This window comes from Longimicrobium sp. (assembly GCF_048594345.1).
Taxonomy (GTDB): Bacteria; Gemmatimonadota; Gemmatimonadetes; order Longimicrobiales; family Longimicrobiaceae; genus Longimicrobium.
On sequence record NZ_JBMDXM010000051.1, the window covers coordinates 22,739 to 34,759 of the forward strand.

The 12,021-nt window shown below is 68.2% G+C and carries 12 protein-coding genes; 2 read left to right on the plus strand and 10 right to left on the minus strand.

Annotated features, from left to right (window positions below; all coding sequences use genetic code 11):
- Positions 1 to 15 precede the first annotated feature (15 nt).
- Positions 16 to 1,821, plus strand: a complete 1,806-nt coding sequence (locus tag ACOJUJ_RS05875; protein ID WP_420125920.1) for a DUF885 domain-containing protein — start codon at positions 16 to 18, stop codon at positions 1,819 to 1,821.
- A gap of 207 nt (positions 1,822 to 2,028) precedes the next feature.
- On the opposite strand, the gene ACOJUJ_RS05880 is transcribed toward ACOJUJ_RS05875, so the two are convergent.
- The 8 genes from ACOJUJ_RS05880 to ACOJUJ_RS05915 form a co-directional block, all read right to left on the minus strand.
- The gene (locus ACOJUJ_RS05880; RefSeq protein WP_420125921.1) at positions 2,029 to 2,523 is read right to left on the minus strand and encodes a TspO/MBR family protein; all 495 of its coding nucleotides are present in this window, start codon (positions 2,521 to 2,523) and stop codon (positions 2,029 to 2,031) included.
- Positions 2,524 to 2,730: 207 nt separating this feature from the next.
- Positions 2,731 to 3,204 (minus strand): GNAT family N-acetyltransferase, encoded by a 474-nt coding sequence (locus ACOJUJ_RS05885; protein ID WP_420125922.1) that lies wholly within the window; start codon positions 3,202 to 3,204, stop codon positions 2,731 to 2,733.
- Between the two features lie 5 nt (positions 3,205 to 3,209).
- On the minus strand, positions 3,210 to 3,893 hold the full coding sequence (locus tag ACOJUJ_RS05890) for a TolB family protein (RefSeq protein ID WP_420125923.1): 684 nt from the start codon (positions 3,891 to 3,893) through the stop codon (positions 3,210 to 3,212).
- On the minus strand, positions 3,886 to 4,506 hold the full coding sequence (locus tag ACOJUJ_RS05895; protein ID WP_420125924.1) for a class I SAM-dependent methyltransferase: 621 nt from the start codon (positions 4,504 to 4,506) through the stop codon (positions 3,886 to 3,888). Before ACOJUJ_RS05895 ends, ACOJUJ_RS05890 begins: the two co-directional genes overlap by 8 nt.
- 82 nt (positions 4,507 to 4,588) lie before the next feature.
- Entirely contained in the window at positions 4,589 to 5,413 is an 825-nt protein-coding gene (locus ACOJUJ_RS05900) for a GNAT family N-acetyltransferase (RefSeq protein WP_420125925.1), read from the minus strand.
- Positions 5,414 to 5,575: 162 nt separating this feature from the next.
- Positions 5,576 to 6,127 carry a contact-dependent growth inhibition system immunity protein gene (locus ACOJUJ_RS05905; RefSeq protein ID WP_420125926.1) on the minus strand — a complete coding sequence of 184 codons (552 nt, stop codon included), beginning with the start codon at positions 6,125 to 6,127 and terminating at the stop codon, positions 5,576 to 5,578.
- 34 nt (positions 6,128 to 6,161) lie between these two features.
- Entirely contained in the window at positions 6,162 to 6,968 is an 807-nt protein-coding gene (locus ACOJUJ_RS05910) for an FRG domain-containing protein (protein WP_420125927.1), read from the minus strand.
- A 239-nt stretch (positions 6,969 to 7,207) separates the two neighbouring features.
- Positions 7,208 to 8,173 carry an alpha/beta fold hydrolase gene (locus ACOJUJ_RS05915; RefSeq protein WP_420125928.1) on the minus strand — a complete coding sequence of 322 codons (966 nt, stop codon included), beginning with the start codon at positions 8,171 to 8,173 and terminating at the stop codon, positions 7,208 to 7,210.
- A gap of 420 nt (positions 8,174 to 8,593) precedes the next feature.
- Here ACOJUJ_RS05915 and ACOJUJ_RS05920 point away from each other — a divergent pair, with 420 nt between their 5' ends.
- Complete coding sequence (locus ACOJUJ_RS05920) at positions 8,594 to 9,868, plus strand: M12 family metallo-peptidase (RefSeq protein ID WP_420125929.1); 1,275 nt, start codon at positions 8,594 to 8,596, stop codon at positions 9,866 to 9,868.
- A gap of 152 nt (positions 9,869 to 10,020) precedes the next feature.
- On the opposite strand, the gene ACOJUJ_RS05925 is transcribed toward ACOJUJ_RS05920, so the two are convergent.
- Together ACOJUJ_RS05925 and ACOJUJ_RS05930 are read right to left on the minus strand one after the other, a co-directional pair.
- Positions 10,021 to 10,521, minus strand: coding sequence for a VOC family protein (locus ACOJUJ_RS05925; protein ID WP_420125930.1), 501 nt, complete (start codon positions 10,519 to 10,521; stop codon positions 10,021 to 10,023).
- A 531-nt stretch (positions 10,522 to 11,052) separates the two neighbouring features.
- Complete coding sequence (locus ACOJUJ_RS05930; RefSeq protein ID WP_420125931.1) at positions 11,053 to 11,829, minus strand: methyltransferase domain-containing protein; 777 nt, start codon at positions 11,827 to 11,829, stop codon at positions 11,053 to 11,055.
- Between the last annotated feature and the right edge of the window lie 192 nt (positions 11,830 to 12,021).

Sequence of the window (12,021 nt, forward strand, 5' to 3'; positions counted from 1 at the left end):
ACCGAGATCCCGACCATGAACGCCATCCCCGTGCGCGCCGGCCTGCGCACCTTGTTCGTCGCCGCCGCGGCCGCGCTGGCGCAGCCCGCCGCCGCGCAGCAGCCGTCCCCCGCGTCGCCCTCGTCCCCCGCGCCGGCGTCCGCCGAAGCGGTGCAGGTGCGGCGGATCGCCGACGAGTACCTGGCCGCGCTCATCCGCAACTTTCCGGGAATCCAGGAGTCGCTGGGCAGCGGCCCCGCGCCCGAGCGCTGGAGCGACAACTCGCTCGCCTTTCAGGCCGCGTGGAGCCGCGAGCAGGACGCCTACCTCGATCGCCTGCGCGGGGTGAACGCCGACGGGCTGTTCGGCCAGCCGGAGTGGCTCATCCACGGAATGCTGCGCGAGTCGCTGGAGGGCGCCGCCGCCACGCGCGTGTGCCGCTTCGAGCTGTGGGGCGAGGTGGACCAGATCTTTGGCTGGCAGATCAGCGCCAGCCAGCAGGCCGCCACCGCCCGCGCGGAGACACCCGAGGACCGCGCGCGCACGCTGGCCCGCTGGCGCGACCTGCCCCGCTTCGTCGGCGTGGAGATGGAGAACCTGCGCACCGGCCTGGCCGCCGGATACGCCGCCCCGCGCGAGAACGTGCTGCGCGTGATCGACCAGGTGCAGGGGCTGGTGCCGGATTCCGTACCGGCGTCGCCGTTCTGGGCGCTCACCACGCGTTCGGACGATCCGGCGTTCGTGCGGGAGATGACGGCCATCGTCCGCGATGACGTGTACCCCGTCCTGCGCGCGTACCTGGCGTTCCTGCACACGGACTACCTGCCGCGCGCCCGCACCGACGTGGGGCTGTGGTCGCTGCCGGACGGCGCGGCCTGCTACCGCGGCGTCATCCGCCGCAGCACCTCGCTGGACGTGGCGCCGGAAGAGCTGGCGCGCATGGCCCGCGCGGCGCGGATGGAGCTGGAGGCGGAGCTTCTTCCGCTGGCCACCGCGGCCACGGGCGAGACGGAGCTGGGCGCGGCCCGCGAGCGGCTGCGCATGGACCCGGCGCTCACGTTCGGCTCGCGCGAGGCCAAGCTGGCCGCCGCCCGCGCGCAGATCGACACCCTGCGCACGCTGATGCCGCGCGCCTTTTCGCGCGTGCCTACCACGCCGCTGATCGTGGAGCCGGGCGCGGCGTACATGGAGCGCTCGCGCCCCGGCGCCTGGTACGACGACGCGCCCATGGACGGCAGCCGTCCGGCCGTGTTCTACATCAACCTGGGCAACGCCGAGCGCGCGCCGCGCATGGAGCTGTCCACCGCCACCTCGCACGAGGGGTGGCCGGGCCACCACCTGCAGCGCGCGTGGCTGCAGGAGCGCCCGGTGCCGCACGACGTGATCCGGCTGCTGGGGACGTCGGCGTTCACGGAGGGATGGGGGATGTACGCGGAGCGGGTGGCGGACGAGATCGGCGCGTTTGGCGATCCGCTGATGCGGGCGGGCGTCTACGCGCACCTGGCCGACGCGCTGGTGGCGCTGGAGATCGACCCCGGCGTTCACGTGGGCCGCTGGACGCGCGAGCAGGCGGTGGATTCCATGATGACCATCTCCCGCCGCCCCCGCGCCCAGGCCGAGGTGTACGCGGACCGCCACGCCGCCACGCCGGGGCAGCTGATCACCTACATGACCGGCTACCTGGAGATCGTGAACCTGCGCGAGCAGGCGCGCCGCGAATTGGGCAGCGCGTTCGACCTGCGCCGCTTTCACGACGTGGTGCTGGACGACGGCCCCGTGACGCTCCCCATGCTGCGCGCCAAGGTGGAGCGCTGGATCGCCTCCGAAAAGTCCGCGGCGTAAAGCACGAAAAGCGATTTCACGCGGAGGCGCGGAGGGGAAAAGAGAGCCGCGGAGAACAGATGAAGTTCTCCGCGGCTCTTCTTTTCCTCCGCGTCTCCGCGTGAGCTTTTGCAGACTACGCGACCGCGGCGACGCCTTTCCACACGCCCGCGTGCTTCTTCCGGTACCCGGGATCGGGACAACACCCTCTCGTGCGGCGCCGCCGCGTCACCCCAGCACCGCGGGATTCATCTGCCACACCGCCCAGGTGAGCGCGGTGGCAAAGGACACCCACAGCAGGTAGGGGATGAGCAGCGCCCCCGCGAGCGGCTTTACGCGCCAGAACGCAACGATGGTGGCCGCGATCAGCACCCACAGCAGCAGGATCTCGCCAAAGGCCAGCGCACCGCGCCGCCACGCGAAGAACAGCCACGTCCACAGCGCGTTCGCCGCCAGCTGCACCACGAACAGCGTGAGCGCCGCGCGGGCGCCGCGCCAGCCGCGTTCACGCCACACCAGGAATGCGGCGATCCCCATCAGCAGGTACAGCACGCTCCACACGGGCCCGAACAGCCACGGCGGCGGCGCCCACCCCGGCCGCACGAACTGCTGGTAAAAGTCGCCCGCGTTGGCGCTGGCCACGCCGCCCACCGCGGCCGCCGCGAAGCTCCCCAGCAGCCACCCGGCCAGCCCGATCCCCTGCCTCCGCGCGGAATGATCCATGGATCTCGCGTTTGCGTGCGTGTGATGCCGTGCTGATCGCGGATCGCGCCGGCGATCTCGCGGTTGCGGACGCACAGGTGCGTGGAACGCCGCACACCCCCGGGCCTCCGAGTCCACGGAGGTGGACTTTGCCGATTTTCCAGCGGCGAATTCATCATTCGCACCCGCGGGCGGGGCACGTTGCAGGCCGAAGCCGCGGTGCGCCGTTCAGAGCACGATCTCCATCCGCGGCAGCACCCGCGGGACGTCGTCCACGTCCGCGCGCACCTCGCCGATGCGGCGCGCGCCCATGCGGCGGTAGAACGCCTCGGCGTGGGGATCGGAATCAATCTCCAGCCGCGCCGCACCGTGCGTGCGCGCGGTCTCCCGCGCGTGGCTCAGCAGCGCCCGCCCCAGGCCGCGCCCCATTGACTCCGGCTCCACCCACAGGTGGTCGAGCGTCGCGCCGGCTCCCTCGATCACCAGTGCGTAGAAGCCGCAGGGCCGATCCGCGGCATCCACCGCCACGACCACGATGTGGTCGCGGACGTACGCCGGCGCGAGGGTCAGCGCGTCACGCCATCGCGCAATCCATGCCTCGGGATATCCCCAGTGCCGCTTGGCTGCGTGCGCGATCGCCGTCAGCGCCGCCGCCTCGCCGGGGCGCGCGGGGCGGATGGCGATGCCCACGGGCTCGGGCACCGCGTTCAGGGCTCGACGTACATCGCGCGGAACTCCTCCAGCGCAGCCTCATCTTCGCCCACCGGATCGATCTCGCGCCCTTCCGGCGACACCAGCCAGTACCAGTCGTAGGAGCCGCCCGCCAGAAAGTTGCGGTGCTGCGAGACCAGCAGGAACCCCGCGTAGTCGCCGCTGGGGATCACCTCGAGGCTGTTGCCGGGTGCCAGAAACTGCTCGGCGCCCGTGGCCACGTCCACCACGTGCACGGCGCCCGACGTCGCCCACCCCGCGCTGAGGAAGTAGATCCGCTGTCCGTCCGGCGAGAATGCCGGCGACTGCAGCATCGCCAGAGCCTCGCTGGGGGTTTCCGAGGACCGGCCCCGCACCAGCATGCGCGCACCGCTTCCATCCACCCCGACGATCCACAGCGAAGTCCCTTCTTCCCGTCCCAGCACCGTATCCACGGAATCCCCCGGCGTGCCGCGGATGAACGCGATCGTCCGGCCATCGGGGGAAAGCACGGGCTCGCTGTCCAGCCCGGTCGTGGTGAGCTGCCGCGGCGCGGCGCTGGCGGATGGGCGGTAGAAGAGGTTGCCCGCCTCGGCCGTCACGCTCTGCGCGAAGAGCTTGCCGGGGGCGAGGAGGAAGATGGCAAGCATCGGCAGCAGCTGGACGAGCCGCACGCGCATCGGAGAGCGACGATCAGGCATCATCCGCCTCCAGCCGCTCGATGCACGCCGCTACGGCCGGTACCGGCGCAATGCGGCTTTCGAACTGCGCCGGCCGCACCGCCAGGATGCGCCAGCCGTTCGTCTCGGTGAACCGCGCCCGCAGCTCGTCCTCGCTCACCTTGCGCGGCGTGTTGGGCATGTCGAACTCCGTCACGAACTCCAGCAGGTACAGCCGACCGCCGGGGCGCAGCGTGCCCGCAAGCTCCGCCGCCAGGGCGTCGCGCTGGTCCTGCTCGAACAGGTGGTAGAACCCGGAGTCCACCACCGCGCCAAACCGCCGCCCCAGCAGCGTCGGCCGCAGCGCGTCGGCCACCTCGAACTCCAGCAGACGTGCCACCTGCGGCGGAAGTGCGTCCGCCTTGGCGCGTGCCTGCGCGATTGCGGCTTCCACCACGTCGATCCCCAGCACCTGCAGCCCGCGCCGCGCCAGCGCCACCGCGTGGTCGCCGGACCCGCAGCCCAAGTCCAGCACCGGGCCCGTGGGTGGATACTCGTCCAGCAGCGCGTCGATGGCGGGCTGCGCCGCCCCGATGTCCCACGGCGGCGTATCCCGGTAGATGGAATCGAAGAAACCAGGAGTGAATCGGGTCATGGAGGTGTGCAATCGGAGGAGACGGGATCAGGCGAGTCCCACACAAGCTGCATCGGACGCGCCCGGCTGTAAACGCTGGATGTCACGGCTCGTGGGCAGGAATCTCCTTGCCCATGCAGACGCTGGTTTCCGGCGAGTTCAGGTATTCGCCGTAGAGGGGGATGATGTCGAAGCCGGTGGCGCGGTACAGCGCGATCGCCGCCTCCTGCCGGGTGCCGGTTTCCAGCACCAGCCGCCGGAGGCCCAGCGCCCGCGCCTCCGCCTCCAGCGCGTCCACCAGCCGGCGGCCCAGCCCCAGCCCGCGCGCCGCGGGCGCCACGTACATCCGCTTCAGCTCCCCCGTCTCGTCATCGAGCCGCCGCAGCGCGCCGCAGCCAAGCGGCGTGCCGTCGCGATGGACGACCAGAAACGCGCCGCGCCCAGGCTGGACCTCGTCCGGATGGAGGCCAAAGTGGTTCGCGCCCGGCTCCGGATACATCCCGCTCAGCTCCGCGTTGAGCTCCTGGATCAGCGTGCGGCTCACGTCGTCCGTCAGTGCGGCGCCGGTGATGGTGATGGTCGCGGCCGGGGCTTTGGCGTCCCGCCATTGCGGACGCGGGACGGGAGGGCCGGGCAGCAGATGATCGCAAAACTCTGGATCATTCCCCAGCCGCTGAATGATCAGGGGATCTCGCCCACCATAGCGCAGCGCAGCCACACAGCACGATTCCAGCGCGCGGCAGGCCTGCTCCACTTCGTCCGGCGTGGCGGGCTGCCGTACAAAGTAGGTGTGGTAGTTGTCGCCCTCGAGGGGAGCCAGCAGGTGCGGCGCCTCCAGTTCCGGCGCGCCACAGGCCATGCAGTCCCCCGTGCCGTAGAACGGACCGGGGACGTTCTTCTCGAATCGGGCCGCGCCTTCGTTTGTCATGCAGATCCTCGTACGGATTGGATCGGTGCGAAGCGATCACAGGTTTCCGCGGCGACCGGACGGCTCCAGCGCCCCACGTCGCGGTCGTAGCGTTTCCGCTCGCCGGCTGTACTGAATCACCCTTGATCCATCGTTGTTCCCGGGGACGCGAGCGGCACGCCGTCAGCCCGCGTGCTCCGTATCCGCATCCAGGCGAGCCCGGGCCGTCCGAAGCTCCTCGATGAGCGTGGCCGCGAGCTTTCCGGAAGGAATCTCGAAATCCCCCTCGCCGGCGCCGGGTTGCGACGCGAGGTCGCGGAGCGCCTGCTCGATGACCGCGCGCAGTCGTTCGCGCAGATCCGGCTGCGTGATCCAGGAGAACTTCGCACGGACCGTCATCGCGAGCAGATCACCGGGATAATGGTCGCCCGACGTCCACCGGTCTTCCTCCAGCCGGCCGATCGCCACGGGCAGCAGCCAGGGCAGCCCGATGTTCTGGCCGATCATGATGCGCAGGTCTTCCGTATCGTACGCGCCGAGCGGCTTTGTGCGCAGCCGGTGGCACGTGGTGACGAGCCCGCTGTCGAGGGTGGGCGGCCCCCACGCGACGCCCTCCAGCTCATCCAGGGTCATCCGGAGCACCTGCCGCGGGTCTGCCTTCACCACACTCTCCAGGTTTCGTGACCACCACAAGCGGACGAGGACGGCCGTGTCGATCCGCGCCAGAACGAGCAAGACACTCCACTCACACTCCGGACTCAGAGCGCACTCAATAGTTCTCGATTGCCAGGTCGTGGTTACAATGAAGACTTGCACCGGCCAAATCCGGAAAAAGAGTCAGGGCATTCACATTCATACGATTCAAGACACGGAAGAATCTCGTCCGATCTCCCACTCGTTCAGGGATGACAATTTTGACAAGTATCAACAAATTTGACTCTCCCTTGAAGTGCGTCCGAATCCAGTCCTCCAGATCTTGCCCAACGGGCAATCGGGTAAACAAGCCCCGTTGGCTTACCAATCGGTTGTTTTCGCCCGCAAGCGGAGAGAAAACCTCCACAAACTCGGCGTTCCGTTGCGGGTCGGCGGAAGCAAGCTCCTTTGACCTTGCTATCAATGACACGGAATCAAGAGCATATATCGCTCTGTCGGGAAGGGGCTCATTGTCCGTTCCACTTGGCTCAGCGAAGGCAAAATACGCAGCTACGTAAGGGGATTCTGTCCAATCAAGCAAAGGGGTCGCCAATCCGAAATGCTGCCCCACTGCCCACCAGTGATTATCCCCCAAGTCCTCATGAAAGGTGGTCGGAAGGCGTCCTCGAGTGGAGTACTTGAATCGAAGGAGATGATCTTTCATTTCGGCCTCCGTCAAGGCACGTCCTCGAGCCTGCATGGCCAATCGGTCCAAAGTGGTTCTCAACGGCCAGTCTGCGCGTGATTGTCCGCGGTAAATATACTCTCGATAATCAAGCATCTCCGATTCGATAAACCAATGAAATTCCTCCCAGTCGTTCAGCCTGATCTCAGCCATTCCATTTTTCACTGCACCGAACTTCGGCCGTACTTTGACTTTCATCGGACAAGAGAAAGCTTGGGTGGTATGCGCAACCGGCTGCCAGCTACGTGGTGATAAGGCAGGTTCATTCGGGCCCGTTGCAGCCCACTACTATATAGAGTACTGCCAGAGGATGCAATACAGCCACACGAGTGAAGTGAATACTGTCTCGTAATTTGAGTATTATATTACAAGGTATTGCAAAGCGGCCGCGGCGCCTGATCAGCGCCCCGGCCGCGGTTCATCCCTCCGTGCCGCGATCAGTTGCCCTGCGCGACCTGCTCGGCCCAGCTGGGGGCGGCGGTGTCGCCGTTCAGAAAGGGGAGCGTGGTGGCGACCAGCGCGGGCGACATGAACATCTCGTAGTGCGTCAGGTTGGGGAGAATGGCCAGGCGGTTGCGCGACATGTGCTCGCGCTGCCACCCGGCGTCACGCTGCCCGCCGCCCAGCAACTGGTAGAACTCCACCACGTGCTCGGGGCGGTACATGTCGCTGTCGCCAAACACGATCATCGTGGGCATCGACAGCTTGCGCACGTCTTCGGCCCAGTTGTACGGCGTGCGCATCAGCTCGCCCATGCGGTCCAGCAGCCGGGGAAAATCCTCCGGACGCGGCGCGACCGCGGCGTACGACTGGTACATGGGGGTTTCCTTCATCATGTCGGCCAGGGCGGCACCCACCTGCGCCTGCTGCGGCAGCATCTCGGGATAGAACCCATCCCGCGAAAAGCCGGCGGACACCATCACTAGGCGCCGCACCATCTCTGGATGCTGCGCGGCCAGCCGGAACGCCACCCCGCCGCCCATCGAGTACCCCATTACGTCCACCTGGCCGTAGCCCAGCTCACGCAGCACGGTCGCCATGTCGTCGCCCATGTCGATCAGGCTGATGGGGCGGCTGCCCAGCTCGGTGCGGCCGTGGCCGTGCAGATCCACACCGATCACCTGGCGGCCGCGCGCCAGCTCGGGGAGCACCGGCCCGAACATCTGGATGGAGCCCAGCCCCCCGTGCAGCAGCAGAAGCGGCTCGCCCTGGCCGTGGATCTCGTAGTAGTAGCGGACTCCGTTGGCCTGCACGTAGCCGGTGCGGGCGGGGGCGGACGTGGCGGGCTGCATGGCGGTCCCTTCTCCCTGGGCGTGGATGGGCGCGGCCGGCGTGGCCGCGGCGGTGGCGACGAGCGCGGCGGCCAGCATTGCGCTCCCGGTGATCCTCAACGTGTGCGGCATGGGCGTCTCCTCCGTGGTGGTAGGGTCGCGGCGGCCGGCTGGCGCTCGCCGTCGTCTCTCTACCTCCACGTCGAACGAGGAGTCCCCGGATCGACAGACGCCCCGACCGCGATCCGCGCCGACCTCTCACGTCGCCCATTTCCGCTCACCCCGGGGACATCCGATGCGTCCCGAATCGGCCTGATGATTTCGTCAAGCACCCGCGGAGGCAGAGGATGGAATCGAACGTTTGCGGACGGTAAGGTGCGGTTGCGGAAGCACCGAGAAATGTGCATCCGCAGGTTAAACGTCTACATGGACGATTGTTTCGGGATCTAAGAACGGACAAAAACAAGACTCTAGGAAGTTCGGCCGTTAGCTCTTAGCTTGTCGGGAAACGTACCCACATCTCCCCACCCATCTCTCCCTGGAGAACGCCCCATGAGAGCAGTACTGCCGTTGATCGTGGCCGCTTCCTTTGGCCTGGCCGCCTGCCAGGGCGGCGACGACATCACCCCCGGCGATACCTCGATGAGCGCCGCCGCAGCGCAGCAGAACCTGTTCACGCTGGTGCCCGACCAGGCGCTGGACAACGTGCAGCAGGGCCGCCTGGCCACCATCCGCGGCCGGTCCAGCACCGCGTCGGTGCACCTGGCGCGCGTGGCCACGGCCCCGGGCCAGCTGATGAAGCAGGGAAGCGTGCTGCGCGTGCCGGTGGCGCCGGGCGTTCAGGTGGTGGCGGTGGGTGAGCGCGTGCAGCAGCGCGCGGCCAACGACATCTCGTGGAGCGGCGCCACGCAGGGGCAGCACGGCTCGGTGCAGCTGGTGCTGGCGGAAGGCGGCGTGGTGGGTACGGTGACCATCGGCACGGCGCAGTACAGCATCGAGCCGCTGGGCGGCGGGGTGCACGCCGTTTCGCTGCTCAACCAGAACGGCTTCCCCCCGGAGCACACCCCCGACAACCCCACCGGCGTGCTGGACCCCGCGCCGCCCCACACCCCGCTGGCCGCCCGCGCGCCCGGCACGGGTGAGGTGGGCATCGCGGCCACCAGCACCATCAACGTGCTGGTGGTCTACACCGCCTCCGCCGCCACCGCCGCCGGCACCATCGCGAGCAAGATCCAGCTGGCGGTGGACGAGACCAACCTGTCGTACGTCAACAGCGGCATCAACATCAACATGGTGCGCGTGCACACCGCGCAGGTCACGTACAACGAGAGCGGCCGCAGCTTTTCGCAGCACGTCACCGCGCTGCGCAACACCACGGACGGGCTGATGGACAACGTGCACACCCTGCGCAACACCTACGCGGCCGACGTGGTGGTGCTGGTGGTGAACGACAGCGAGGCGTGCGGACAGGCCGCCGGCATCGGCTCCACGGCCAGCTCGGCGTTCGCCGTGGCGCACTACAGCTGCATCACGGGCTACTACTCGTTTGGCCACGAGATCGGCCACCTGCAGGGCGCCCGCCACGACCGCTTCGTGGACGCCAGCACCACGCCGTACCCGTACGGCCACGGCTTCATCCCGTCCACCAAGACCTGGCGCACGGTGATGGCGTACGGCAACAACTGCAGCAACTGCACGCGCATCCAGTGGTGGAGCAGCCCCCTGAAGACCTACCCGCTCACGGGACAGGTGATGGGGACGGCGCTGTACGAGGACAACGCGCGGGTGCTCAACAACACCGCCGCGACGATCGCCGCCTACCGGTAGCCGTCACCAGCGGGACTACAGGAAACAGAGGTCAGGGTACAGAGGGACAGGAGAACAGCCAGGGGAACGGAGGAGGAATGCGGATCACCTCTGTTCCCCTGGCTGTTCTCCGTCCCTCTGTACCTTCCGATGTTGGTTTTCCGGATTCGGCGTTACTCGCCGGCGTAGGCGCGCTCCAGCTCGGCCAGGTCCAGCTTCTTCATCTGCAGCATGGCGTTCGTGGCGCGCTGGGTGGCCGCCGATTCGGGATCGTCGAACATCCGCTCCATGGCCGTGGGGATCACCTGCCACGACACGCCGAAGCGGTCCTTGAGCCAGCCACACTGCTGCGCCGCGGGGTCGCCCCCCTCGCCCAGCCGCTCCCAGTAGTAGTCCACCTCTTCCTGGTTGGCGCAGTGCACCTCAAGCGAGATGGCCTCGCTGAAGGTGAACATGGGGCCGCCGTTCAGCGCGGTGAACTGCTGGCCGTCCAGCTCGAAGACGACGGTCATCACCGAGCCGGCGGGGCGCTTGTGGATCTCGAAGCCCGCCTCGCCGAAGTACGTGGTCGCCACGATGCGCGAATTGGGAAAGATGCCCGTGTAGAAGCGGGCGGCTTCTTCGCCCTGGTCGTCGAACCACAGGCAGGGGCGGATGCGCGGGGTGATGGCCATGGTGTCTCCCGGTGGCTAAAGGTTGATCGGGAGGCGTCTGGCGGCCGGCGCCCTCCTCCCTCAGGGGACGCGTGCTCGCCTCCCTCACTTCTATGTCGAAGCAGCACGTGGGAAATCGACATCCGCATCCGGATACCGACTTCCATGATTTAACGTGCACTCCGAGTTCTACTGCCGGGCTCACGCGGAGGCGCGGAGGGCGGAGACGCGGAGAAATCACGCTTCTCCGCGCCTCCGCGTACTCCGCGCCTCCGCGTGAGATGTAGTTGTAAAGGCCAGAATGCACAGCGAATTAGCAGAAACGGTATGACACTCGAACGAACGCGGATCGTCGCCCGGCACACGGCGCGGATCGCGGCCCGTTGAAGATCGGCCCGAAAATCAGCATGCCGGTTGCGCCGCAGCCGCCCAGCATCTTCAAGCGCTGCCGGTTGATGCACGAGGGCATCCAGCGTCCGGGGTGCGAGAGGGTGGCCGCGCCTTTGCGCGCGGGCCGCCGGTCCAGCGGCCGAGGACGCCGCCGCCGCTGCTTCACCGCGCCGCCGCCCGCCGCCGGCCTACGTACACATATCCCGTGATGCCGTAGAAGTAGCGGCCCTCCCGGTCCAGCGCCTCCAGATCCGCGATCACGCGGCGGTAGTCATCCTCGCTCGCCAACCCGCGTTTGACCAGGCTGCCGAAATCCTGCACCCGCGCGTGGCCGTACCACGGCGCCGCGAACACCGTGTTGGTGAGCACGCGCGCGTGCACCGCGCCGTCAAACAGGCCGCTGGGCGCGAACGTGCCCCACAGCCGCCGCCCCATCCAGCCGTCGGCGTGCTCCATCCAGGGCTGCTTCCAGTCGGCAAAGGCGTGCACCAGCCGGCGGATGGCGGCCCGGTCGGTGCCGTCCAGCGTCTGCGAGTCGAAGTCCCAGTGCGCCATCACCGCCACGCCACCCGGCCGCAGCACCCGCGCAACCTCCCGCACGAACGCATCCCGGTCGCCGATGCACTCCAGCAGGTTGTGCGAATACACCGCGTCCACGCCACCGTCGTCCAGCGGCACCTGTCCGCCGACCAGGCGGTGCTGGCGGATGGAGATGCGCGGGTCGTGCGCGCTGCGCGCCGCCGCCGCCGCGACGCCCGTCTCCGCCGCGTCGATGCCGATAAAGCGCGCGGCGGGATCGGGATGCCGGGCCGCGAGCGCGGCCAGATCGCCCCCGCTGCCGCACCCCAGGTCCACGAAGGTGCCGCCGGGGGGCAGGTCGATGAACGACAGCAGCCAGTCCCGGTGCTCGCGAAGGTCGTCGTGCAGTTCTGGGTACATGATGGGGATTGTGAGAACGTCGGGCGCGGTACTCTCCCCGCCGCGGACGCGCCGGTGCTTGGGATTCGCCGTGCCGCCCGGCCGCCGAGTCTACGGAGGTGGACTTTGCGATTTTCCAGCGGCGAATTTAATTCGCTCCCGCGGGCGGACTCGCACGTTGCTGGAACGAAGCGCCACCCCCGGCGCCTCGGG

Bases quoted from the DNA above. Each gene is read 5' to 3' on its own strand.
- ACOJUJ_RS05915 (WP_420125928.1), bottom strand. From the start codon at position 8,173: ATGCCGCACACGTTGAGGATCACCGGGAGCGCAATGCTGGCCGCCGCG.
- ACOJUJ_RS05910 (WP_420125927.1), bottom strand. From the start codon at position 6,968: ATGAAAGTCAAAGTACGGCCGAAGTTCGGTGCAGTGAAAAATGGAATG.
- ACOJUJ_RS05895 (WP_420125924.1), bottom strand. From the start codon at position 4,506: ATGACCCGATTCACTCCTGGTTTCTTCGATTCCATCTACCGGGATACG.
- ACOJUJ_RS05925 (WP_420125930.1), bottom strand. From the start codon at position 10,521: ATGGCCATCACCCCGCGCATCCGCCCCTGCCTGTGGTTCGACGACCAG.
- ACOJUJ_RS05880 (WP_420125921.1), bottom strand. From the start codon at position 2,523: ATGGATCATTCCGCGCGGAGGCAGGGGATCGGGCTGGCCGGGTGGCTG.
- ACOJUJ_RS05875 (WP_420125920.1), top strand. From the start codon at position 16: ATGAACGCCATCCCCGTGCGCGCCGGCCTGCGCACCTTGTTCGTCGCC.
- ACOJUJ_RS05890 (WP_420125923.1), bottom strand. From the start codon at position 3,893: ATGCCTGATCGTCGCTCTCCGATGCGCGTGCGGCTCGTCCAGCTGCTG.
- ACOJUJ_RS05920 (WP_420125929.1), top strand. From the start codon at position 8,594: ATGAGAGCAGTACTGCCGTTGATCGTGGCCGCTTCCTTTGGCCTGGCC.
- ACOJUJ_RS05930 (WP_420125931.1), bottom strand. From the start codon at position 11,829: ATGTACCCAGAACTGCACGACGACCTTCGCGAGCACCGGGACTGGCTG.
- ACOJUJ_RS05900 (WP_420125925.1), bottom strand. From the start codon at position 5,413: ATGACAAACGAAGGCGCGGCCCGATTCGAGAAGAACGTCCCCGGTCCG.